The 23,126-nt window shown below is 67.7% G+C and carries 19 protein-coding genes; 7 read left to right on the top strand and 12 right to left on the bottom strand.

The genetic code is table 11. The features are described from left to right. Window positions 1–4: 4 nt before the first annotated feature. From BBX35_RS19625 to BBX35_RS19575, 11 genes are all read right to left on the bottom strand, one after another. The gene (locus BBX35_RS19625) at window positions 5–1,147 is read right to left on the bottom strand and encodes a DUF1513 domain-containing protein (protein WP_067223707.1); all 1,143 of its coding nucleotides are present in this window, start codon (window positions 1,145–1,147) and stop codon (window positions 5–7) included. Next, window positions 1,128–2,156 carry an imelysin family protein gene (locus BBX35_RS19620; protein WP_067223705.1) on the bottom strand — a complete coding sequence of 343 codons (1,029 nt, stop codon included), beginning with the start codon at window positions 2,154–2,156 and terminating at the stop codon, window positions 1,128–1,130. The genes BBX35_RS19625 and BBX35_RS19620 overlap by 20 nt, the downstream gene beginning before the upstream one ends. A 164-nt stretch (window positions 2,157–2,320) precedes the next feature. Beyond that, window positions 2,321–3,823 (bottom strand): di-heme oxidoreductase family protein, encoded by a 1,503-nt coding sequence (locus BBX35_RS19615; protein WP_067223704.1) that lies wholly within the window; start codon window positions 3,821–3,823, stop codon window positions 2,321–2,323. A gap of 106 nt (window positions 3,824–3,929) precedes the next feature. Beyond that, window positions 3,930–5,201, bottom strand: a complete 1,272-nt coding sequence (locus tag BBX35_RS19610) for an imelysin family protein (RefSeq protein ID WP_067223701.1) — start codon at window positions 5,199–5,201, stop codon at window positions 3,930–3,932. A 54-nt stretch (window positions 5,202–5,255) separates the two neighbouring features. Beyond that, window positions 5,256–5,741, bottom strand: a complete 486-nt coding sequence (locus tag BBX35_RS19605; protein WP_067223698.1) for a hypothetical protein — start codon at window positions 5,739–5,741, stop codon at window positions 5,256–5,258. A gap of 255 nt (window positions 5,742–5,996) precedes the next feature. Further along, on the bottom strand, window positions 5,997–8,084 hold the full coding sequence (locus tag BBX35_RS19600; RefSeq protein WP_067223696.1) for a putative bifunctional diguanylate cyclase/phosphodiesterase: 2,088 nt from the start codon (window positions 8,082–8,084) through the stop codon (window positions 5,997–5,999). 155 nt (window positions 8,085–8,239) lie between these two features. Further along, window positions 8,240–8,716, bottom strand: a complete 477-nt coding sequence (locus BBX35_RS19595) for a MarR family winged helix-turn-helix transcriptional regulator (protein ID WP_067223693.1) — start codon at window positions 8,714–8,716, stop codon at window positions 8,240–8,242. A gap of 2 nt (window positions 8,717–8,718) precedes the next feature. Next, on the bottom strand, window positions 8,719–9,987 hold the full coding sequence (locus tag BBX35_RS19590) for a flavin-dependent oxidoreductase (protein WP_067223691.1): 1,269 nt from the start codon (window positions 9,985–9,987) through the stop codon (window positions 8,719–8,721). Window positions 9,988–10,050: 63 nt separating this feature from the next. Next, window positions 10,051–11,085, bottom strand: coding sequence for a TRAP transporter substrate-binding protein (locus BBX35_RS19585; RefSeq protein ID WP_067223688.1), 1,035 nt, complete (start codon window positions 11,083–11,085; stop codon window positions 10,051–10,053). 201 nt (window positions 11,086–11,286) lie between these two features. Then, window positions 11,287–12,033: a GntR family transcriptional regulator gene (locus BBX35_RS19580; RefSeq protein ID WP_083202280.1), complete on the bottom strand. Its 747-nt coding sequence runs from the start codon at window positions 12,031–12,033 to the stop codon at window positions 11,287–11,289. Beyond that, window positions 12,033–13,406, bottom strand: a complete 1,374-nt coding sequence (locus BBX35_RS19575) for a formimidoylglutamate deiminase (protein WP_067223685.1) — start codon at window positions 13,404–13,406, stop codon at window positions 12,033–12,035. The genes BBX35_RS19580 and BBX35_RS19575 overlap by 1 nt, the downstream gene beginning before the upstream one ends. Window positions 13,407–13,519: 113 nt before the next feature. Between BBX35_RS19575 and hutI the strand changes: the two genes are divergently transcribed. From hutI to BBX35_RS19540, 7 genes are all read left to right on the top strand, one after another. Further along, window positions 13,520–14,752 carry an imidazolonepropionase gene (gene hutI, locus BBX35_RS19570; protein WP_083206450.1) on the top strand — a complete coding sequence of 411 codons (1,233 nt, stop codon included), beginning with the start codon at window positions 13,520–13,522 and terminating at the stop codon, window positions 14,750–14,752. Then, complete coding sequence (gene hutH, locus BBX35_RS19565; protein WP_067223682.1) at window positions 14,752–16,299, top strand: histidine ammonia-lyase; 1,548 nt, start codon at window positions 14,752–14,754, stop codon at window positions 16,297–16,299. Before hutI ends, hutH begins: the two co-directional genes overlap by 1 nt. Then, complete coding sequence (hutG, locus tag BBX35_RS19560; RefSeq protein ID WP_067223680.1) at window positions 16,296–17,114, top strand: N-formylglutamate deformylase; 819 nt, start codon at window positions 16,296–16,298, stop codon at window positions 17,112–17,114. Before hutH ends, hutG begins: the two co-directional genes overlap by 4 nt. Continuing rightward, on the top strand, window positions 17,111–18,784 hold the full coding sequence (gene hutU, locus BBX35_RS19555) for a urocanate hydratase (RefSeq protein ID WP_067223677.1): 1,674 nt from the start codon (window positions 17,111–17,113) through the stop codon (window positions 18,782–18,784). The genes hutG and hutU overlap by 4 nt, the downstream gene beginning before the upstream one ends. Before the next feature lie 82 nt (window positions 18,785–18,866). Further along, complete coding sequence (locus BBX35_RS19550; protein WP_067223675.1) at window positions 18,867–19,964, top strand: TRAP transporter substrate-binding protein; 1,098 nt, start codon at window positions 18,867–18,869, stop codon at window positions 19,962–19,964. A gap of 131 nt (window positions 19,965–20,095) precedes the next feature. Beyond that, window positions 20,096–20,635 (top strand): TRAP transporter small permease subunit, encoded by a 540-nt coding sequence (locus tag BBX35_RS19545; protein ID WP_067223672.1) that lies wholly within the window; start codon window positions 20,096–20,098, stop codon window positions 20,633–20,635. Continuing rightward, window positions 20,635–22,185 carry a TRAP transporter large permease gene (locus tag BBX35_RS19540; protein ID WP_067223669.1) on the top strand — a complete coding sequence of 517 codons (1,551 nt, stop codon included), beginning with the start codon at window positions 20,635–20,637 and terminating at the stop codon, window positions 22,183–22,185. The genes BBX35_RS19545 and BBX35_RS19540 overlap by 1 nt, the downstream gene beginning before the upstream one ends. Before the next feature lie 18 nt (window positions 22,186–22,203). Here BBX35_RS19540 and BBX35_RS19535 read toward each other — a convergent pair whose 3' ends face one another. Further along, on the bottom strand, window positions 22,204–22,695 hold the full coding sequence (locus tag BBX35_RS19535) for an ureidoglycolate lyase (protein WP_067223666.1): 492 nt from the start codon (window positions 22,693–22,695) through the stop codon (window positions 22,204–22,206). Window positions 22,696–23,126: the final 431 nt, after the last annotated feature.

Genomic DNA, 23,126 nt, shown 5'->3' with positions numbered 1-23,126 from the left:
TCTCTCAGGCCGGGTCGACCGCCACCATGTGATTGTCCCAGGAGATGCCGGCGCTGGACGCCAGCAGCATCGGCGCGCCGGCCCGGTCGCCGCTTTCGCTGAGCGCCCCCTGCCCGTCGGAGATCAGAAAGCCGCCCTGGTCGAGCGGGGCGAGGCCGCAGGCGTCCGCGCGCTGCTGGCTCGACAGGAAGACACCGTTCGCGGCCGAGAAATAGAGGACGCGGCCGGCACGCGGGCAGGAGGCGGCGACCACCTCGCCATCACGGCTCATGGTGACCGACCCCACATAGTTCGCGAGACGACCGCGCAGATCGTCCGGCACGTCGTGCAGCAGAAGACGTCCGTCAACCGTATCGAGCGAGGCCATCAGCGGCGGCGTCTCCTCAATGCTGCCCTCGTACTGGCCGCCGATCCAGACCTTGCCGCCATCGGTCACTGCCATGTGACGCAGCGACAGCTTGTGCAGACCGGACGGCAGGTCGGCAACGCCGCGCACCGTCCCGCTCTCGCGGTCGATCACGGTCACGTTCGGCTGCATCGTCTCGATGTTCAGCTTTTCGCGGCCCTTGTCCGGATGGGTCTCGATGCCGCCATTGGCAACGACGAGGCTGCGCCCGTCGGGCAGCGGCAGGATGTCGTGCGGGCCGATGCCGCCGGACCAGAACTCGCCGACGCGCTCCGGCCGCTCGCCGCTGAGGTCGTAGACGCCGATCACGCCGCGGTTGGCGATGTAGTCGTTTTCCGTCGCATAGGCCAAGCGGCCATCGGGCGAAAAGGCGCCATGGCCGTAGAAGTGCCGCCCCGGCACTGCCTCGAACACGACCGGCGGGCGCTCACCTTTCACATCGAAGCTGACGGCGAAGGTGCCGGGGCGACGGGCAAAGGCGAGGCAGCGCCCGCTGAGCGGGCAGACCGCAACGTCATGGCCGCGGCCGGGAAGCGGGATCACCTGGCGGTCGATGCCATCGAGGCCGGTTATGACGATGCTGTGGCTGCCGTCGGCCTCGCGCCGCGCGGCGGCGAAGAGCGGGTCGTCCGAGATGCCGGTTTCGCCGGCACGCAGCCGCTCCGGCCCGAGGGCCAGTGCCGCCAGCGCGGCACCGCCGCCGACAAGCAAGGACCGCCGGTCAATCGCCGTCCAGAGCATTGAAGCCTCCGCGGAAATCGAGATAGGCGGCAAGCTCTCCGCCAAGCGTGGTGCGCAGACCCGTCAGGATCGTGAGGACATAGGCAAGACGCTCGCTTGCCTCCTTGTCGGCCAGCGCCGCTTGCAGGTCCGCCGGCACCGCCTCCAGCGCCTTCAGCGCGTTGCTGCGCTCGAAGCCCAGCGTGTTGCCGATCCATGCGGCATCTTCGGAGGCCTGCGCAAAACCGGCGGCAGAGAAGGCCTGTGAGAGCCCGTCGATCGCGCCGGACAGATAGGCCGTGCCATTGTGCGAGCGGGAGAAGGGCACGCGCGCCACGCGCGACGCCGGCGCCCCCTCGCCGACCAGCGGCGCCAGCATCTGGTCGCGGACCAACTCCAGCGACGTCATCAGCGCGTTGAAGACGAAGCCTGCCGCCTCCTTGTGCGTCTTGGCGAGCCCGTTCTCAGGTGCGGGCGACAGCAGCAACGCGGTCTGGCCGGACGGCGCGGCAAAGGCGTCGCGAATCTCCCTCGCCGTGTCGCCGAGGCGTGCGGCCAGCGCCGCCGCATAGGCGCAGCGATAGGCGCCCTCCTCGCCGCTGTCGGCGAGCAGCACCTTGCCGTCCTTGTCGAAGGCCACCCATTCGAGCGCCGTCAGCCCCTGCAGCGCGACGCTCTTGTCGCGCAGTCGGGCCGCCTCCAGAGCCGTCTGGTCGCGATCCGCGATCAGGCGCGTCACCTGCCGGCGCACGACGCCGCGCCCGTCGGGAATGAAGGCGATGCGCTCCAGCCGGTTCTCGTCGGCGAGAGCACCGACACGCAGCATGGAAAGACGCGCCACCGCACCGACGGCCTCCGTGAAGGCGGCAGCGAACGGCTCGGTCGCGCCTCCGGTGCAGGCCGTCTCGATGCCGGTGGCAAGCGGTAGAGCGGCCTCTGCGAGAGCATCGCTGGCAGGCAGTACGAAACCCGACACAGTGGCCGGCCAGAAGCGGGAATAGTCGACCTCCGCGACGGCCGGCTTCGACATGGCAACGGTTCCCGCCGCCATCAGGACACCGGCGAGAACCAGAGATTTGGCAACACGCGCCAGCCGTCGCACGGGCGGGGGCGCATCGCACCAATGTCGCTCCCGACGTCCTGCATGCATCATGGTCGTGCTCCCGTTCTCAGTTTTCGCGCCGCGCCGCCCGGTCAGAGCGACTTGAGGAAACGTAGCAACGCCTCGCGATCCGCGCGGTCGAGTGCCGCATAGCCGTCGCGGGCAGCCTGCCCCTCGCCGCCGTGCCAGAGGATCGCCTCCTCCAGCGTGCGGGCGCGGCCGTCGTGCAGATAGCTCTCCTGCCCCGACACCAGCTCCGTCAGTCCGATACCCCAAAGCGGCGCGGTGCGCCATTCCCGGCCGGATGCATTGGCCAGCGGCCGATTGTCCGCAAGCCCCTCCCCCATGTCGTGAAGCAGCATGTCGGAATAAGGCCAGATCAGCTGGAAACGGTGAGCCTCCAGCTCCGCCTTGCGCGAGGTCACGAATTTCGGACGATGACAGCTGGCGCAGCCGAGTTCGTGAAACTGCTCCTTGCCGGCAAGCACCTGAGGGTCATCGACATCCCGTCGGCGCGGAACCGCAAGGTTGCGCGAGTAGAAATCGACGAGTTCCAGCACCGGATCGGGCGCCTCCGTCGGCCCGAGATTGGCCTGCTCGCCCGTCGGCATGGCAAGGCATGCGGTCTGCGCCGGCATGCAGTCGCCCCACGGATGCGGTTCGTCCGGCGTCGAAATGCCGATATCGCCGGCAAAGGCGCCGGCCGACTGCGCACGCACGGTTGGCGCCTCGCCCTTCCAGCCAAACCGGCCGAGCACCTTGCCGCCGGTGACAGGATCGGGAAGCCAGCTCGGACGCCCGGAGATGCCATCGCCGTCGCTGTCGTCCGGGTCGGCGCCGGCAAGGATGTCACCGGCGTGGATCGCCTCGAGCAGGCCGAGGCCGATCATCTGCGGCGCAACGCGGGGCGAGGTTAGGACATCCGGCGCCATGGGACCGTAGCCGAGATCGGTCATCCGGTAGTCCGGCACGCGCAGGCTGACAACCGTGCCGTCGCCCATGGTCACAGGGGTCTCGCTGTAGCGAACCTCCAGCCGGCCTTCCGACTGCAGGCCGGGAACGGCGTAATTCTGGAACTGGGTACCGTAGGTCGGCTCCGGACGCAGGATCTTGCCGGCTTCAGGCTCGCCAGGCACCGACAGGCGCAAGAACAAGGCAACCGGCTCCTCGCCCTCGCGCGGCGGATGGCCGCGCCCGTCCTTCAGATGGCAGCCCTGGCAGGAGCGGGCGTTGAACAGCGGGCCGAGCCCGTCGGACGCATTGGTCGAGGACGGCGAGGACACCCACAGCTTGCGGAACAAACCGTTGCCGAGCGCGAAGCGCTGCTGGTCCTCGAAGGAGATGTTGGCGGAGGGGAAGGAAAACGCGTTGACGTTGATGCGCTTGATGTAGGTCGCAGCTCCGCCGGGCATCGCCTCGAAGGCCTCCGCTGCGGAAAAATCCGTGGGATCGGCGACCACCTTGGCGACCCTGGCGCGATCGCGCGGACTGAGGTCGTCCCGGTGCGGAAGCGCGGCCTCGCCAGCGGCGGCGGGCAAGGCAAGGCTCGCAGCCATGCACAGGCTGGCGGCGGCGGAAAGATAGGCTGACGGCATGAAACGATCGCATTGCCTGAGTGCCCGGCGCCCCGGCCGCCGGCACATGGGTGGAGGCAGCGGCGGGCCCGTGTCCCCCGCCGCTGCCGGTTCGTCTGGTCGGTGCTTACTGGAACACGGCGCCCGGATTGTCGAGGCTGTCCGAGCCCTCGAAGGCGATCTGGTCGAGACCGAGCGTCGCAACCGCGCGCTCGATCGAGCGGGTCTGGTCGATGAGCGTATCGATGGCGGCCTGGACCACCGCATTGCCCTCGTCGTTGCCCTCGCCGATCATCTGGTCGTAGGCCTCGACCGTCTCGGCGCGCTCGCGCAGCGCCTCGAAGGCCGCCAGCGTCGCGTCGAGCTTGGCCGTCACCTCCTCGGCGACTGCCGCATCCTTGGCGGCGACGAGATCTCGCAGCGATGCCCCCTCGACCGACTTGCCGGCAAAGCCCTCATAGCGGCCGAACCACACGTTGCGGATGCCCATCACGTCGTCGTAGTGCGACATGTGGGTGTTGTCGGAGAAGCAGTCGTGCTCTTCCTCCGGATCGTGCAGCATGAGGCCGAGCTTCATGCGCTCGCCCGCCAGTTCGCCGTAGGACAGCGAGCCCATGCCGGTCAGGATCGTGGCAAGACCGCCGGCCTCGCCCTTCTCCGCCAGCTCGGCGCGGGCGGCGCCGCCGTCCTTCCAGGCATCCGCCATTTCCTTCAGGTCCGACAGCAGCAGCTCGGTCGCGGCCTTCAGATAGGCGGCGCGACGCTCGCAGTTCCCGCCGGTGCAATTGGCCGTGTCGAAGTCGGTCGCCGGACGGTTGCCCGCGCCCTTGTCCGTACCGTTGAGGTCCTGTCCCCAGAGCAGGAACTCGACCGCATGGTAGCCGGTCGCCACATTGGCCTCGATCTCGCCGGCTTCCTGCAGCTCTTCCGACAGAAGCGCGGGAGTGATCTCCGTCGCGTCGATCTCGCGGCCGCCGGCCATGATCTTCGGATTGGCGATGACGTTGGCGGTGTAGAAGGCGTTCTCCGGGTTGTCGCTGCCATAGCCGGCGTCGACATAGTCGATGAGCCCCTCGTCCAGCGGCCAGGCGTTCACCTTGCCTTCCCAGTCGTCGACGATGGCATTGCCGAAGCGGTAGACCTCGGTCTGCTGGTAAGGCCGGCGAGCGGCGAGCCACGCCTTGCGGGCAGCGGCCAGCGTCTCGTCGGACGGCTTTGCGATCAGCGCGTCGACGGCAGCGGAGAGGTCTTCTGCGGTCGCCACGGATTCGGCAAAGGCAGCCTCGGCAATGTCGCCATAGGTATCGAGAACGGCGGCAGCATCGGCCGCCCGTGCCAGGCCGGCGGGCAGCAGGGCGATGCCAGCCAGCGTCGTCGCCAGCAACAGGGTCTTCTTCATCTCGGGAAACTCCTTCCTTGTCGTTCGATATTCGCGCGGAGCGCGCAGCTGAAGTCAGTGCCGGGTCTCGGCTGCCGCATGCGTTGCGACCGGAACGGACCGGCGGCAGGCAAGGCACGCGGCATCCGGCAGGACCAGATCGAGGCGGCGGAGCGTGTCGGCGAAGTTTGCGGCCGCCTCCAGGGTGAAGGGCAAGCCGCCGGAAATCACCAGTTCCTCGGCGATATTGGCGGCAGCCTCCCGGTCGCCGCGCTGCCAGGACGCCACCAGCGCAACGGCGAGGCATTCATGGGCGCAGCGATGCGGGCAGTCGTAGGGGAGAAGGGACAGGCCGCACTTGGCCCAGCCGTTGAGCGCCCGGGCAAAGCAGGACAATCCGGTGACCGCATGGCGCGCCCGGTTGACGCCCAGCCGCCCCGTATAGAGCGTCCAGGCCATTTCCCAACATTCGATGCTGCCCGTCTGATATCCGGCGAGCCAGCGCCGCAGCCCCTCGACGACAAGCGTCTCGACCTCGTCGCCGGGCGCAGAGGCCGGCAAGCGGTCTTGCAATCTTCCAGTCACGTCAGCCCCCAATCGCCGGGGGTAAAGGCCCCGGCATCAAAGGTCCCGGCCAGCCGGGCATGGCAGAACTAACGCTATTCTGAGTTTTACAGTCAAGATAATATTCCAATAAAATCAATATATTAGAAAAATTCTAAACTGAATCCAGCAGCCATCCGCGCCGCACCTGGCAGCGCGCAGCGGGGATTCTTCCTTGCAAAACAGGGATGTCGGGTACGCTGGAGGCGTGCCTCAGCCGTTGACGACCTGCGGCAAATTCACAGGTACGGCGCGGCGGGGAACTCCGAGCAGGCCTGAGGCGGGCGGAGCGAGCATGACGCGCTGCAACTCGCCGGCAGGAACCGGGCGCGAATAGAGGAAGCCCTGGATCGCGCGGCAGCCTGCAGCACGCAGGAATGCCAGTTGCTCGTCCGTCTCCACACCCTCCGCCAGCACGGGCGTGCCCAGCGACTGGCCCAGCATCAGCACCGAGTGCACGATGGCGCGCGCTTCGTCGGACACGGCAAGATCGGACGTGAACCCGCGGTCGAGCTTGATCTGGTTGAACGGAAAGACCCGCAGGCTGGCGAGAGCCGAATAGCCGGTACCGAAATCGTCCAGCGCCACCGATACGCCGAGCGCCTGGATCTCGCGCAGCATCTGCAGGCTGAGGTCGAGATCCGCCATGAACGAGGATTCGGTGACTTCGATCTCCAGGCGGGCCGGATCGAGGCCGGTCTCGCGCAGGATCTCGCCGATGCGCTCCGCCAGACCGCGCTGGCGCAACTGGATGGCAGAGAGGTTGACCGCGACCTTTACGGGTCGGACCCAGGTCACGGCCTGGCGGCAGGACTGCTCCAGCACCCAGTCGCCGATGGTGATGATCTGGCCGTTTTCTTCCGCGATCGGAATGAAGACTGCCGGCGACACCGACCCGTATTCGGGGTGGCTCCAGCGCACCAGCGCTTCGGCACCCGAGAAGGCTCCCGTCTCCAGATCCATCTGCGGCTGGAAGTAGAGCGAGAACTCGCCGCGTTCGACAGCGCCGCGCAGGGCGAAAGAGAGCTCCCGGCGCCGACGCTCCGCCTGATCCATGACGCTGTCGCAAAAGCAGGTGCGCTCGATGGTGTCGACCTTGGCGCGTGCAAGCGCCAAACCGGCATTGGCGAGCAGATCGGAGGCGGACAACCCGTGATCGGGATAGATGGCGACACCCATGCCGGAGGCACAGGGCAGGACCATGCCCGACGCCTTCAACGGGCGGCGGAACAAGGCATCCAGACGCTCCAGGAACCCGTCGACAGTTTCGGACGGAGACAGCCGGCGCATCACCGCGAACTCGTCGCCGCCGATGCGCATGGCGACTTCCCCACCCTTCAGCCCCTGCGCGATGCGGGCGCCCAGCGCCGCCAGCATGGCATCGCCGGCCGAATGGCCGCGCAGGTCGTTCACGGAACGGAAATCGTCGAGGTTCACCAGCACCAGGCACAGGCGGCTGTCGTTGCTGTCGGCCCACACGCATTCCTCGTCGAGACGACGCGAGAACAGCGACCGATTGCCCAGACCGGTCAGCGGGTCGAAGTCGGAGATCCGCTGCAGGTCGGCATCGGCGACCGCGCGCGTGTTGCGGTCCAGCAGGGCCGTGACCACGCCCATGCCGATCACCATCGAGCCGACGCCCGCAATGGCCAGGGCGAGCGCCCAGAACTGGTCGACATTCGGCGAGAAAAGCGGACGCAGCGGCGTCACGGTCATGGCCGTCATGCCGGTGAAGTGGAGCAGGACGATGCCCAGCACCAGCGACGTGGCTGCGCCGTGCCGGCACCAGCGGGTGGTCGGGCGCATGAACCGGTTCAAAGCCAAGCCGCCGAAGACGAGGCTCGCGATCACCGAGGCGACCACATAGTTCTGGTTCCAGTGGATGAGCCCGTCGACGCGGTAACCCGCCATGCCGAGATAATGCATCGTGGCGACCGCCGCGCCGATGACGATGCCGCCCGCCTCGGGCGCGAAGCGGAACAACCCGCTGCAGGCGAGCGCAAAGCCCAGCGCCGTACCGACGATGGCCAGAAACAGGGAAAGGATCGTCAGCGTCGCGTTGAAATAGACCGCAGTCTGCGTCTCGTAGGCGAGCATGGCGATGAAATGGGTGCACCAGATCGACGAGCCGGTGGCCATGCCATTGAGGAACAGCCAGCCCGTGCGCGTCCAGCCCTCGGTATCACGGGCGCGCTGAAACAGGCGGAAGCTGATCCACGCACCGACCACACACATCCCCGCCGCCAGCGCGACCAGGGCCAGGTTGTGATCTACCGTGATGCAGGCGATGACATCGAGCACGAACGGCTCACCTCATGGGACGTGCCGGCCATCCCCCAACGGACTGCAGGCACGGTAGCGGGGACCAGACACGATCCCCCTCCCAGGGCGCTCGTACCTGCAACTAGTTGCAATATCGGTGAAAGACCTTAACGGATCCCTATCCGGCTTTTCCCTTATGCGGGGAACCGCCCGGTTATCCGCCGCAGAAACCCTCTCAGAGCCTCCGCCTCATCGGGCTCCAGACCGGAGAGAAGACGTCGCTCGGCCTCGGCGATCCGCGGTCGCACAGCGCGAAAATGCGCTCGCCCCTCGCTGCTGAGGCGATAGGCAACACGGCGCCCATCCTCGGCAACGCGGACCTGCTCCAGCAGGCCGGCGGTCACGAGCGGCTTGAGAGCCGTCGTCAGCACCGAAGGCGCGCTGGACATGGCCGCCGCCACGTCGCGATGGGTGATGCCGGGATTGCGGTCGACCAGTTCCAGGACCATGAACTGGAGCGGCGTCAAAGCTTCGCCGGCAAAGACTTCGCCGAAGACCTGATGGCCGCGCAGGAAGGCATGACGCAGGAGGTGGCCGACCAACTCGTTGAGGAGGCCGTAGTCGAGGGACGCAACCGGCGGCTCTGCGCCCTGGTCCGCGCCGGTCGCCATGATCACACCGCCGGCACGATCGGCGGGCGCTGGTTCAGCGCCTCCACATCGAACCCGGCGATGCGCTTGTAGCCGGCTGCCGTTTCAAGAAGCTCCTCGCGCGACAGCACGTCCTCGATCCGGCCGAAGCCGTCCGGCGCCCGCTCCTCGACCACGTCCAGAACCTTGTCCGGACCATCGGCGCGGTTGGCGAGAACGATGCGCGCCGTCGCCGGGCGCCGCTCTTCCTCATAGGCGGCGAGCGCTGCCGGTACCGCGCCATGGCGCAGGATCTCGCGGGTCAGCACCCGGGCATCGAGGATCGCCTGGCTCGCTCCGTTGGAGCCGATCGGATACATCGGATGCGCGGCATCGCCCATCAGCGTCATGGCGCCATGGGTCCAGCGCGGGAGAGGATCCCTGTCGACCATCGGATATTCGAAGATGTGCTCGGCGTTGCGGATCAGCGCGGGAATGTCGAGCCAGTCGAACTTCCAGGCCTCGAACCGCGGCAGGAAGTCGTCGGGATTGCCCGGCCGATTCCAGTCCTCGCGCCGCCAGATGTGATCCGCCGGCATCCTGAGGTCGGCGATCCAGTTGATCACCGCGCCGGGCCGGCCGTCGTCGAGCGTGATGTCCTCGATGGGGTAGCAGACGAACTTGCGCGGCTTGCAGCCGGTCATCGCCATCGAACGACGGGTGAGGAAATGCGGCGCGCGGGTCACGCCGCGCCACATGACGATGCCGCCCCACACGGGCAGGCCCTCGTCCGGATACAGCCCCGCACGGGCGGCGGAGTGAATGCCGTCGGCGGCGATATAGAGGGAGCCCTTCGCGCTGCCGGCGGGAGCGCCGGTCTCCCGGTCGAGGAGATCGATCTCGACCCCGCCGTCGATGTCGCGCCATCCTGCAACCGAGACGCCGCAGATGACCGCATCGGGACCGAGCCGCTCGCGCACCGCATCGAGCAGCAGCATCTGCAGGCGGCCGCGATGGATGGAGAATTGCGGCCAGCCGTAGCCGGCGGACATCCCGCGCGGCTCCGACCAGATCGGCTGGCCGTGGCTGGAGAAATAGGCGACTTCCTGCGTCCTCAGGCCGATGGCATCCAGCCTGTCGAGCAGACCGAGTTCATCGAGTTCACGAACCGCATGGGGCTGCAGGTTGATGCCGACGCCGAGCGGACGGATCTCGCGCACCGCCTCGAAAACGCGAACGGGCACGCCGATTCGGTGCAGGCTGAGGGCGAGCGTCAGGCCGGCGATGCCAGCGCCGGCAACGAGAACGGTCATGACGGAAATCCTTGCGCCGGAAAGACGCCCCGCCGGCCGGTGCCGGTCGGCGGGGACGACCGGTTATTCGCCGGCGTATTTGGTGATCAAGGCCCGAGCGTCCTCGACCATGGCGGCGCCGTCATAGCCCTTGCCGGAGACTTCCTCGACCCAGGCAGCGACGACCGGCTCGGCCGCGGCCTTCCAGCGGTCCACCTCTTCCGGCGGCAGCTTGCGGATCGTGTTGCCGGCCTTCTCGGCGGCAGCGATGCCCGGCAGATCGCCCTCGTCCATGACGCGGCCGACCCACTTGGACACTTCGCGTCCGCTGTTGGCGTCGATGATCGCCTTCAGGTCGGCGGGCAGGCTGTCGTATTTCGCCTTGTTCATGGCGAAGATGAAGGTGGCCGTATAGAGCCCGCGCGAGCCTTCGAAGTCGGTATGGCTGTTGACGAGTTCGGCCACCTTCAGCGGCGTGGTCACTTCCCACGGCACGACGGTGCCGTCGATCACGCCCTTGGACAGCGCCTCGGGCATGGCCGGGACCGGCATGCCGACAGGGGTCGCGCCGAGCGCGCCGAGCAGCGCGTTGGTCTGGCGGGTCGGACCGCGCAGCTTGAGGCCGTTCATGTCCTCCAGCTTGGTGACGCCCTCGCCCTTGACGTGCAGCAGGCCGGGGCCGTGCACATGCACCGCGATCGGATGAACGTCCTTGAACTCATCCTTCAGGTACTTCTCGTAGAAGTCCCAGAAGGCTTGGCTGGTCGGCTCGGCCTTGCCGGCCATGAAGGGCAGCTCGAACGCCTCGGTACCCGGGAAGCGGCCCGGCGTGTAGCCCGGCAGGGTCCAGACGATGTCGACGACGCCATCGCGCGCCTGATCGTAGAGCGAGGGCGGTGTGCCGCCGAGTTGCATGGCCGGGAAGACCTCGACCTTGATGCGGCCGTTGGACTCGGCCATCACCTTCTCGGCCCAGGGCGTGATGAAATTCTTGGGGACCGGCGCGGGCGCCGGCAGGAAGTGGTGCACGCGCAGGGTCACGTCCTGCGCCAGCGCCGGAGAAATGCCGGCACAGGCCAGCGCCGTCGCGGCAACGGCGAGCGTTTTCAGTCGAAGCATTCGGTGTCCTCCCAGGTTACCTCGCACGGCTCCGGCGCGTTGCACCGGCCGCCCCTGCCCTGCCGACTGTCGCCGGTCCGGGCCAAGCCCTTGCGGACGCGACCACCCCGGCTCCTCCCGGCGGACCGCATCCAGATCGTTTATTATGTAAACGATTATGCCCGTCAACGGGCCGACGATCAATCGTCTAAGCGGCGGCCGTCAGAACCGCGAGACCATCCGGTAGGACTGGGGATGCAGCATCCGCACATGGGTGATCGGCTGGTCGATCAGCCAGGTCGTGCGCTCGAACACGAAGACCGGCGCGCCCGGCTCGATGGCGAGCAGGGTCGCTTCCTCGCGGCTGGCGGCGGCGGCGCTGAGGCCGATCTCCATTTCCGAAAACGGCGCGAACTTCACCAGCCATTCGTTCGGGCTCATCCGCTCGAACGGCTCTTCAGCGATATCGGGAACGGCGGCGATGTGGATCCAGCGATCCTCGTATTGCCACGGCCGATTGTCGGCGAAATGCAGGCAGCGGACATGCAGCATCGGCGTGCCGGCCGGCAGGTCGAGCCGGGCCCGCATCGCCTCGGGCGCCTCCAGCCGCTCGCGGCTGAGAACCGAGAAGCGATACTGCGCGCCCCTGGCCTCGACCTCGCTGCGCACCACCGGAATCTCCAGCCGCGCCTCACGCAAGGGATGCTCGGCGATGCGGGTTCCGGCGCGGCGCTTGCGCTCCACCAGGCCGATCTCGGCAAGCTCCCGTAGCGCGCGGTTGACGGTGACGCGGGCGCAGCCGAACTCGCGCGCCAGGTCCTCTTCGCCCGGGATCAGTTCGCCGGGCAACCAGACCCGCTCGCTGATGCGCTTGAGGATCTCCGCCTTGATGGCCCGGAAGGAATTGGGCACCCGAATGCCGGCCGGCACCGGGTCGCCATCCTTCGCAGGCACGACGGGTCGTGACATCACATGCTCCGCTTCAGGGTCCGCATCGCGTTCCGGTAGCCGGCCTCGATCCGCGCACGGTCGACATGGCTGCCGTCGCGCACCATATGGCGCCCCGCCGCCCATACGTCACGCACCAGCCGGTCGTCGCCGGCGAAGATCCATGCATCGAGCAATGTGTCCCCGGCAAGGCCCTCCAGATGCAGCGAGGCCGCATCGAGGGCAACGAGATCCGCCCATGCGCCCGTGCGGATCGAGCCGCTGTCGCGGCCGAGCGCCCGTGCCCCGCCTTTCAGCGCCTCGTCGTAGAGCCTGCGGCCGCACGACCGGTCGCTCGTCGCCAGCACCGCCCGGTGCCGGTCGCGCAGGCGCTGGGAATATTCCAGCGTGCGCAGTTCCTCGGACAGCGCAATGCGGATGTTGGAATCCGAGCCGACGCCCAGCGTGCCGCCATCGGCGAGATAGCGCGCGCCGTCGAAGATGCCGTCGCCGAGGCTCGATTCGGTGATCGGGCAAAGACCGGCCACCGCGCCGCTCGTCGCGATCGCCTTGCGCTCGCCGTCCGTCAGATGGGTGCAGTGGATCAGGCACCAGCGCTCATCGACCGCGTGAGTGTCGAACAGCCATTCGACCGGACGGCGGCCATGGGCGGCCAGCACCTCCTCCACTTCGCCGGTCTGCTCGGCAATATGCATGTGCAGCGGATCGGCGGGCCGCATCGCGGCGACCGTCGCAAGGTCCTCCGCCGGCACCGCGCGCAGCGAATGCGGCGCAATGCCGAGCCGCGCATCGGGGGCAAGCGCGGCCACCGCATTTTCCGCCCCTTCGACGATCCGCGAAAAACCATCCAGATCGGAGCCGAAGCGACGCTGCCCACCTGCCAGCGGGCGGCGGTCGAGCCCGCCGGTCGTGTAATAGACCGGCAGCAGCGTCAGGCCGATGCCCGAGGCCTGCGAGGCGGCGGCGATGCGGCGGGAGAGCTCCGCCCGGTCGTCATAGGGCGTGCCGTCGGCCTGGTTGTGGACGTAATGGAACTCGGCGGAGGCGGCATAGCCGGCCTCCAGCATCTCCATCTGTACGAAGGCCGCCACGGCCTCCACCGTCTCGGGCGTGAAAGCGCCGAGGAAGCGGTACATGATCTCGCGCCAGGTCCAGAACGTGTCGTGCTCGGCAGCGCCACGGAATTCGCTCAGGCCCGCCATCGCCCGCTGGAAGGCATGGCTATGAAGGTTGGCCGGAGCCGGCAACAGGATCCCGACAGCGCGTTCCGCGCTAGCGTCGGCCCGGTCAACTCCTTGCCTGATCTCGCCGATCCGTCCGTCCGCGGCGATGTCCACCACCACGTCGCGTGCCCACCCCGTGGCCAGCAAGGCCGTCTCCGCCCAGATCCGCATCCTGTCCGCCTCATTTTTACGATTGACAATTATGTACATACATATCGTAATTAAACAAACACATATTGCAGCACTCCGGAAGAGCCTGACGACCGGAAACCCTGGGAGGGGTCATGCCACAAACTGCGACCGGATCCGCCGTCGGCGAGGTCCTGACCGCATTGCGTCTTGCGACCATGGTCGCGGGCACCGCCCCCTATGGTCTCGTCGAAAACGGCGCGCTCGCAATCGGCCCCGATGGCCGCATCGCCTGGTGCGGCCATGCCGCCGACCTGCCGGCGGATTACGCATCCTGGCCATCCCGGTCCCTGGGCGAACGCCTCGTCACTCCCGGCCTCGTCGACTGCCACACCCATATCGTCCATGGCGGCAACCGGGCGCGCGAGTTCGAGCTGCGCCTCGAAGGGGCGAGCTATGAGGAGATCGCCCGCGCCGGCGGCGGCATCGTCTCTACCGTCGCGGCGACGCGGGCCGCGAGCGAGGACGACCTCGTCGCCTCCGCCCTGCCCCGGCTGGACACGCTGATCAACGAAGGCGTCACCACCATCGAGATCAAGTCGGGCTACGGCCTGACCATTGCCGACGAAATCCGCATGCTTACGGCCGCCCGGCGCCTCGGGCGCGAACGCGGTGTGCGCGTCGTCACGTCCTGGCTCGCCGCCCACGCGGTGCCGGTCGAATACAAGGGCCGCTCGCAGGCCTATCTCGACGACGTGGTGCTGCCGGGCCTCGATGCGGCGCATGCGGCTGGTCTTGTCGACGCCGTCGACGGTTTCTGCGAGGGCATCGCCTTTTCCCCGTCCGAGATGGCGCAGGTCTTCGAGCGGGCAAAGGCTCTCGGCTTGCCGATCAAGCTGCATGCCGAACAGCTGTCGGATCTCGGCGGGGCGAAGCTTGCCGCGCAATACGGCGCCCTGTCCGCCGATCACCTGGAATATCTCGGCCAGGACGGTGTGGATGCGATGGCGGCCTCCGGCACGGTCGCCGTGCTGCTGCCCGGTGCCTTCTACACCTTGCGCGAGCCGCAGGCCCCGCCGGTCGCAGCGCTGCGCGCGGCCTGCGTGCCGATCGCCCTTGCCACCGACTGCAATCCCGGCTCCTCGCCGCTTACCTCGCTGCTGCTCGCGATGAACATGGGCGCCACCCTGTTCCGCCTTACGCCGGAAGAGTGCCTTGCCGGTGCGACCCGCGAGGCGGCACGGGCGCTCGGCCTTGCCGGCGAGATCGGCACCATCGAGACCGGCAAGCGCGCCGACCTCGCCGTCTGGAACGTCGCGGAGCCGGCCGAGCTGACCTATCGCATCGGCTTCAACCCGCTGCACGAACGCATCTTTGGAGGCGCATAATGAGCGTCATGACTCTCACGCCGGGCAGCGTCACGCTGGCCCAGCTCGAACGCATCCACCGCGAGAGCCTGCCCGCGCGCATCGACCGCAGCGCACAAGCCGACATCGAGCGCGCGGCCGAGCGGGTCGCCGCGGCCGCCATGGGCGAGGAAGCAGTCTACGGCGTCAACACCGGCTTCGGCAAGCTCGCCAGCGTCAAGATCGCGGGAGCCGACACGGCGACGCTCCAGCGCAACCTGATCCTGTCCCATTGCTGCGGCGTCGGCGAACTGCTCGACGGCGCGACGACGCGGCTGATGATGGTGCTGAAGCTGCTCTCGCTCGGGCGCGGCGCCTCGGGCGTGCGCTTCGAGGTATTGAAGCTGATCGAGGACTGCCTTGCCGCCGGCATCACCCCTTGCGTTCCCTCGCAGGGGTCGGTCGGCGCCTCGGGCGACCTTGCCCCCCTCGCCCACATGACCGCCGTGCTGATCGGCGAGGGCGAGGTGGACTACGAGGGCACGCGCATGCCCGGCCGCGCCGCGCTGGAAAAGGCGGGGCTCACGCCGGTCGTGCTCGGCCCGAAGGAGGGTCTCGGCCTCATCAACGGCACCCAGTTCTCCACCGCCTGCGCGCTTGCCGGACTGTTCACCGCATGGCGGCTGGCGGAAGCCACCGTGCTCACCGCGAGCCTGTCCACCGACGCCATCATGGGCTCGACCGCCCCGCTGCTGCCGGAGATCCACGCGCTTCGCGGCCATCGCGGCCAGATCGAGGTCGCGGCCGCCATGCGTTCCCTGATGGAGGGATCGCAGATCCGCGAAAGCCACCGCACCGGCGACAGCCGCGTGCAGGACCCCTATTGCATCCGCTGCCAGCCGCAGGTGGCCGGCGCCTGCGTCGACCTGCTGCGCATGGCCGGCCGCACGCTGGAGATCGAGGCGAATGCGGCGACCGACAACCCGCTCGTGCTGATCGACGAGGATCGCATCGTCTCGGGCGGCAATTTCCACGCCGAGCCGGTCGCCTTCGCCGCCGACCAGATCGCGCTGGCGATTGCCGAGCTCGGCGCCATCGCCCAGCGCCGCGTGGCGCTGATGGTCGACCCGACCCTGTCCTTCGACCTGCCGCCCTTCCTTGCCCGCGACCCCGGCCTCAACTCCGGCATGATGATCGCCGAGGTAACGACGGCAGCCTTGATGAGCGAGAACAAGCACCTCGCCCATCCCTGCTCCATCGATTCCACCCCGACCAGCGCCAACCAGGAAGACCATGTCTCCATGGCCGCTCACGGGGCGCGGCGGCTGGAGCGGATGAACGCCAATCTCGCGGTCATTCTCGGTGTCGAGATGCTGTGCGCGGCCGAAGGCATCGAGCATCGCGCCCCGCTCGCCACAAGCGCGCCGCTGGCTGCCGCCGTCGCCCGGCTGCGCCAGCACGTAACCCCGCTGGAGGCCGACCGCTACATGGCGCCCGACCTCCAGGTCGCAGCCCGCCTCGTCACCAGCCGCGAAGTCGTCGCGGCCGCGAGCGAAGCCGCCCTGCTGTCGCTGGGAGAGGCCGCATGACCCCCGTCGAGATCCGCAAGGGCACGAGCCCGATCGTCCTCGGCCTGCCGCACACGGGCACTCATGTGCCGCAAGAGATCGCCGACCGGCTCAACGGCCGCGGCCTGGAGCTGGCCGACACGGACTGGCACATCCACCTGCTCTATGACGGGCTGCTGGACGATGCCACCACGGTACGCGCGACCTTCCATCGCTATGTCGTCGACGCCAACCGGGACCCGGCCGGCGCGAGCCTTTACCCGGGCCAGAACACCACCGGCCTCGTGCCGGAGACGGATTTCGACGGCGTGCCGATCTGGAAGGACGGCGAGGCTCCGACCGAAGCCGATGTCGCTGCCCGGCGCAAAGCCTTCCACGCGCCCTATCATGCCGCGCTTGCCGCCGAGATCGAGCGGGTGAAAGCCATCCACGGCGTCGCCATCCTCTACGACTGCCACTCGATCCGCTCGCACATCCCCTTCCTGTTCGAAGGCACGTTGCCGGATTTCAACATCGGTACCAATGGCGGGGAGACCTGCCATCGCCTGATCGAGCAGGCCGCCGTGGAAGTCTGCGGCGCGGCGGACGGCTACACCAGCATCCTCAACGGCCGCTTCAAGGGCGGCTGGACCACCCGCCACTACGGCCGGCCGGCCGACAATGTCCACGCCATCCAGATGGAGCTCGCCCAGTCGACCCATCTGGCGAGCGAGAGCGCACCCTTCGCCTATGACGAGGCGAAGGCGAGCGCCCTGCGCGTCCATCTCAAGACCCTTCTCACCCGTCTGGAACGCCTCGCGCTCGACGGGTCGCTTGCCTCCGGAGGAAACACATGAACAATCCGCGCCACAACACCCGCACCGTGCGGGCGGCCACCGGCACCGAGATCACCGCGAAGTCCTGGCTGACCGAAGCTCCCTTGCGGATGCTGATGAACAACCTCGATCCCGACGTGGCGGAGAAGCCGAACGAGCTCGTCGTCTATGGCGGCATCGGCCGGGCGGCCCGCACCTGGGACGATTTCGACCGCATCGTCGCGACCCTGCGCGACCTTGAGGAAAACGAGACGCTGGTCGTCCAGTCGGGCAAGCCGGTCGGCGTGTTCCGCACCCACAAGGACGCGCCGCGGGTGCTGATCGCCAACTCCAACCTGGTGCCGCACTGGGCCAACTGGGACCACTTCAACAAGCTCGATAAGGCCGGGCTGATGATGTACGGCCAGATGACCGCCGGCTCGTGGATCTATATCGGCAGCCAGGGCATCGTGCAGGGCACTTACGAGACCTTCGTCGAAGCCGGCCGCCAGCACTACGGCGGCTCGCTCAAGGGCAAGTGGATCCTGACCGGCGGCCTCGGCGGTATGGGCGGCGCCCAGCCGCTCGCCGCGGTGATGGCCGGCGCCTGCTGCCTTGCGGTCGAGTGCAATCCCGAATCCATCGATTTCCGCCTGCGCACGCGATATGTCGACGAGAAAGCGGAAACGCTGGACGAGGCGCTGGAGATGATCGAGCGCTGGACCAAGGCGGGCGAAGCCAAGTCCGTCGGCCTTCTGGGCAATGCGGCGGAGATCTTCCCCGAGCTGGTGCGCCGCGGGGTGAAGCCGGACATCGTCACCGACCAGACCTCGGCCCACGACCCGATCAACGGCTACCTGCCGAAGGGCTGGACCATGGCCGAATGGGCAGCCAAGCGCGAGAGCGACCCGAAGGCCGTCGAGAAGGCCGCACGCGCCTCCATGCGCGAGCATGTCGCCGCCATGGTCGACTTCTGGAACATGGGCGTTCCGACACTGGATTACGGCAACAACATCCGCCAGGTCGCGCTGGAGGAAGGGCTGGAAAACGCCTTCGCCTTCCCCGGCTTCGTGCCCGCCTATATCCGCCCGCTGTTCTGCCGTGGCGTCGGCCCGTTCCGCTGGGCGGCGCTGTCCGGCGATCCCGAGGACATCTACAAGACCGACGCCAAGGTGCGCGAGTTGCTGCCCGACAACACCCATCTGCATCGCTGGCTCGACATGGCGCGCGAGCGCATCTCGTTCCAGGGCCTGCCGGCGCGCATCTGCTGGGTGGGCCTGGGCGACCGCCACCGGCTGGGTCTCGCCTTCAACGAGATGGTGCGCAACGGCGAGCTCAAGGCGCCGATCGTCATCGGCCGCGACCACCTCGATTCCGGCTCCGTCGCCTCGCCCAACCGCGAGACGGAGGCCATGCAGGACGGCTCGGACGCCGTGTCCGACTGGCCGCTGCTCAATGCGCTTCTCAATTGCGCGAGCGGGGCGACCTGGGTCAGCCTGCACCATGGCGGCGGCGTCGGCATGGGCTTCTCGCAGCATTCGGGCATGGTGATCTGCTGCGACGGCAGCGAAGATGCCGACCGCCGCATCGAGCGGGTGCTGTGGAACGATCCGGCGACCGGCGTGATGCGCCATGCCGATGCCGGCTATGACATTGCGCTCGACTGCGCCAGGGAACACGGCCTGCGCCTGCCCGCCATCCTCGGCAACTGAGGGGCGGGTCCGCAGGACGTTCAAAGGGCCGGAAAGGCCCCGTGATGCTGTGAAGGAAAACCAACCAGAGGACTGTGCTGCCATGAAGAGACGTGATTTCCTCAAGACCGCCGCCGTCGGCGGCCTCGCCACCGCCGCTGCCGGCGGCCTTGCCGCTCCCGCCATCGCCCAGGACGTGCGGCGCTGGAAGATGGTCACCGCCTGGCCGAAGAACCTGCCGGGTCCGGGCGTCGCCGCGCAGATGCTCGCCGACCGCATCACCGCCCTGTCGGGCGGCCGCATCGAGGTGCAGCTTTACGCCGCCGGCGAGCTGGTGCCGGGCAACGGCGTGTTCGACGCCGTGTCGGAAGGCACCGCCGAGCTCTATCATGCGGTCCCCTCCTACTGGGGCTCCAAGTCCAAGGGCATCCTGCTGTTCGGCTCGCAGCCCTTCGGCCTGCGCGCGGACGAGCAGTTCGGCTGGCTGGCCCATGGCGGCGGCCAGGCGCTCTACGACGAGATCTACGGCCGTTTCGGCCTGAAGCCGTTCCTGTGCGGCAATTCCGGTCCGCAGTGGGCCGGCTGGTTCCGCAACGAGATCAACTCGGTCGACGACCTGAAGGGTCTGCGCTTCCGCACCACCGGCCTCGCCTCGGAAATGTGCGCCAAACTCGGCATGGCCGTTCAGGCCATGGGCGGACGCGACATGTTCCAGGCGCTGCAGTCCGGCGCGCTCGATGCGGGCGAGTTCATCGGCCCCTGGTCGGACTCCGCCCTCGGCTTCCAGCAGGTCGCCAAGAACTACTACTGGCCGGGCGTCGGCGAGCCGTCCTCCGCAGAGGAATGCGCGGTCAACAAGGCTGCCTATGACGCGCTGCCCGAGGACCTGCAGCAGGCCGTCGCGCTGGCGTGCGAGTCGCTCTACAACCCGGTCTGGACCGAGTACACGACCAAGCATGCGATGGCGCTGCAGCAGCTCGTCGCCGAGCAGGGCGTGCAGGTCAAGAAGCTGCCGGACGACGTCATCATCGCCATGGGCAATGCGGCCGGCGAGGTCATCGGCGAGCTGCGCGAGAACGACGACGAGCTGGTGCGCCGGATCGTCGAGAGCTTCCTCGCCTATCGCGCGTCGGTCGCCGACTACATGGTCTATGCCGACAACGGGCAGATGAACGCCCGCGCGATGGACTACAAGTACTGAGCAAGCCTCGGTAAAACCTGCTAGGGTCCGGACGCGGTTCCGGGCCCTGGCACCGCTCATCTGACGGGACGCGGGCCGTTTTCCGGACCTGCGTCCTTCTCCCCGACCGCCCGCACGAGAGGACAAGGCCCGTGCTCGCCCGCCTTGCAGACAGGCTCGACCTGATCAACCGCTCCGTCGGCGCCCTGGTGCGCTGGCTGGCGCTCTTCATGGTGCTGCTGCAGTTCGGCGTGGTGGTGCTGCGCTACGTCTATGGCATCAGCTTCATCTTCCTGAACGAGGGCGTGCTCTACATGCATGCCGCGCTGTTCATGCTGGGTGCCGGCTACACGCTGCTGGTCGACGGTCATGTGCGCGTCGACATCTTCTACGCGAAGTTCGCGACACGTGGCCGCGCGGTGATCGACGCCCTCGGCGCCGTGATCTTCCTGCTGCCCTCGCTTGCCATCCTTGCCTGGTGGTCCTGGCCATCCGTCCGCAATTCCTGGGCCGTGATGGAGGGCGCCATCTCCGTCGGCGGCATTCCGGCTTCCTTCCTGCTGAAATCGCTGGTGCCCGCATTCTGCGTGCTGCTGGCCATCCAGGGCATCGCCTGCCTGCTGCGCGACCTCTCCCGCATCGCGGCGCCGCAGGACGCCGACACCGCCACCGAAAACGGGACCCGCGCCTGATGCTGCCGCTCGACCTCCTGATGTTCGCCGCGCTGATCATCGCGATCCTGATCGGCTATCCGGTCTCGTTCATTCTCGCGGGCATCGCGACGCTCTTCGCCATTCTCGGCCATTTCACCGGCCAGTTCGACATGAGCCTGCTGGGCGCGCTCGGGCAGCGCGTCTTCGGCGTGATGACCAACGACGTGTTGATCGCCATCCCGCTCTTCGTCTTCATGGGCGTAGTGCTGGAAAAGAGCCGCATCGCCGAGGATCTGCTGGAGACCGCAGGCCGGCTGTTCGGCACGCTGCGCGGCGGGCTCGGGATCTCCGTCGTGCTGGTCGGCGCCTTGCTTGCCGCCTCCACCGGCATCGTCGGCGCCACTGTCGTGGCGATGGGCCTGATCGCGCTGCCGACCATGCTGCGCAACGGCTACGATGCGCGCCTCGCCTCCGGCATCGTCTGCACGTCCGGCACGCTCGGCCAGATCATTCCGCCCTCCACCTTGCTGATCATCCTGTCCGACGTGATGTCGAATGCCTATCAGCAGGCGCAGTTCCGGCAGGGCAAGTTTACCATCGAGACGATCTCGGTCGGCCAGATCTTCGCGGCCGCCCTGTTGCCGGGCCTGATGCTGGTGGCGATCTACATCATCTACCTGCTGGTCAAGGCATGGCTGTCGCCCGCTTCCGCCCCGGCCATGCAGCACGACGGCGCGCGTCCCTCAGCAGGGGAGATTTCCGGAGCCATCCTGCCGCCGGTGCTGCTGATCATCGCCGTGCTGGGCTCGATCCTCGGCGGCATCGCGACCCCCGGTGAGGCCGCGGCCGTCGGCGCCATCGGCGCGCTGCTGATGGCCTCCGCCCGCTTCGGCAACGGCAAGCGCAAGCTGGTGATCGCCGGTGCGGCGAGCCTCGCCCTGCTCGCCGTGCTGATCTCGCTGCATCCCGTTCGCCTGCAGCGCAGCGATGTCGGCCCGCTCGACTGGGCGGCCGGTGCGCTCGCCACGCTCCTCGTCGTCGTTGCGGCAGCCTCGATCCTGCAGGCGCTGGCCCGCACCTTCCGCGCAGACGTCCTCAAGCCGGTGATGAACTCGACCCTGTCGGTGACGGCGATGATCTTCGCCACCATCCTCACCGCCAGCATCTTCTCGCTGGTGTTCCGCGGGCTTGGCGGCGATCACCGGATCGAAGAGTTCCTGACCAACATGCCGGGCGGCCCGGACGCCGCGCTGCTGTTCGTCATGGCGCTCGTGTTCCTGCTCGGCTTCTTCCTCGACTTCGTCGAGATCTCGGTCATCCTGCTGCCGCTGGTTGCGCCGGTGCTGATCCTGATGGGCCATGACCCGGTCTGGCTGTCGATCCTGATCGCGATCAACCTGCAGACCTCGTTCCTGACCCCGCCCTTCGGATTCTCGTTGTTCTACCTGCGCGGGGCAGCCCCGCCCGAGGTGACCACGGGACAGATCTATCAGGGCGTCATACCCTTCATCGCCCTGCAGATCGCCGGCATCGGCCTGATCTGGCTGCTGCCGCAGATCGCGACCACCCTGCCCGGCCTGATCTTCTGAGCGAGGCCCCTCGCAGGCTCAGACGGGAGCGATGACCACGCCCTCGCCCTCGGGGAAGAACACTTCCTCGAGGTTGACGCCCGGCCCGCTGCGATCGACGACAAGGAAGTCCTGCATGGGCTGCAAGACCAGCAAAGGGTGATGCCAGACGCCGCGCGCGATCTGGACGCCCTGGTCGCCGCGCGCGAGAAAGCAGCGACAGTCCTGCGGCCGCGCATCGTCGGCGACGACCACCAGCCATGCATGGTCCTGCATCGGCACGAAAGCCTGGCTACCGAGCGGATGGCGCTCCAGCATGCGCACCGTCAGCGGGCTCGGCCAGGGCGTTCCCCGAAAGATCGAGAGAATCGGCTTGCCGTCGGGACCGGGTTCCGCTTCGGCGAGGGCATGAAACCTGCGGGTGCGCCCCTCGTTGATGAGATGGCTCGCCTCATGGCGGGCTTCGATGACCTCGCCGAACGGGGCGAAGGCCTCCCTCGTCAGAGGTTCGGGCGTCAACACGTGGCTCAAGCTTCTCTCCTGCCAGAAAGTGACGCTAGGGAACCCGAGGCTCGTCCGCGAACACCAACAAACACAAGGCCATAACGCCGCGGTAACGACGCTTGTTGCAAGTGTCACCTAGGGGCAACAGCCCTTAATGATTCCTTGCAAAACCGACTCTTTCAGGCCTGAAGCGATTGCAAGTGGCGTCAGCTTCGTGAAAGTACGTGCCAGCACGCTACCACTTTTGCGCGTGTGGAATTTGTTTGCAGATGTTCATGCACACCTTGGGAGGGTGTCATTTCTTACCGTTTCCCCCATAGCCGCTTCCGCGCGGTCTCCGGTCGCGAGCTGCTGTCCACCTCGTGCGTGGCAGCTCTCATTGCAGGTACCGGCTCTGCCGCTGCACAGGATGCAACCTCTCAGGTCGAGCGCTATTGGGGCGCTTGGGGCGAAATCGG

This window comes from Stappia indica (genome assembly GCF_001696535.1).
In the GTDB taxonomy this organism is placed as follows: Bacteria; Pseudomonadota; Alphaproteobacteria; order Rhizobiales; family Stappiaceae; genus Stappia; species Stappia indica.
This window is presented reverse-complemented; position numbering and strand designations above follow the sequence as displayed.

Bases quoted from the DNA above. Each gene is read 5' to 3' on its own strand.
- BBX35_RS19625 (WP_067223707.1), bottom strand. From the start codon at position 1,147: ATGCTCTGGACGGCGATTGACCGGCGGTCCTTGCTTGTCGGCGGCGGT.
- BBX35_RS19620 (WP_067223705.1), bottom strand. From the start codon at position 2,156: ATGTCGAAGCCGGCCGTCGCGGAGGTCGACTATTCCCGCTTCTGGCCG.
- BBX35_RS19615 (WP_067223704.1), bottom strand. From the start codon at position 3,823: ATGCCGTCAGCCTATCTTTCCGCCGCCGCCAGCCTGTGCATGGCTGCG.
- BBX35_RS19610 (WP_067223701.1), bottom strand. From the start codon at position 5,201: ATGAAGAAGACCCTGTTGCTGGCGACGACGCTGGCTGGCATCGCCCTG.
- BBX35_RS19595 (WP_067223693.1), bottom strand. From the start codon at position 8,716: ATGGCGACCGGCGCGGACCAGGGCGCAGAGCCGCCGGTTGCGTCCCTC.
- BBX35_RS19590 (WP_067223691.1), bottom strand. From the start codon at position 9,987: ATGACCGTTCTCGTTGCCGGCGCTGGCATCGCCGGCCTGACGCTCGCC.
- BBX35_RS19585 (WP_067223688.1), bottom strand. From the start codon at position 11,085: ATGCTTCGACTGAAAACGCTCGCCGTTGCCGCGACGGCGCTGGCCTGT.
- BBX35_RS19580 (WP_083202280.1), bottom strand. From the start codon at position 12,033: ATGTCACGACCCGTCGTGCCTGCGAAGGATGGCGACCCGGTGCCGGCC.
- BBX35_RS19575 (WP_067223685.1), bottom strand. From the start codon at position 13,406: ATGCGGATCTGGGCGGAGACGGCCTTGCTGGCCACGGGGTGGGCACGC.
- hutI (WP_083206450.1), top strand. From the start codon at position 13,520: ATGCCACAAACTGCGACCGGATCCGCCGTCGGCGAGGTCCTGACCGCA.
- hutH (WP_067223682.1), top strand. From the start codon at position 14,752: ATGAGCGTCATGACTCTCACGCCGGGCAGCGTCACGCTGGCCCAGCTC.
- hutG (WP_067223680.1), top strand. From the start codon at position 16,296: ATGACCCCCGTCGAGATCCGCAAGGGCACGAGCCCGATCGTCCTCGGC.
- hutU (WP_067223677.1), top strand. From the start codon at position 17,111: ATGAACAATCCGCGCCACAACACCCGCACCGTGCGGGCGGCCACCGGC.
- BBX35_RS19550 (WP_067223675.1), top strand. From the start codon at position 18,867: ATGAAGAGACGTGATTTCCTCAAGACCGCCGCCGTCGGCGGCCTCGCC.
- BBX35_RS19540 (WP_067223669.1), top strand. From the start codon at position 20,635: ATGCTGCCGCTCGACCTCCTGATGTTCGCCGCGCTGATCATCGCGATC.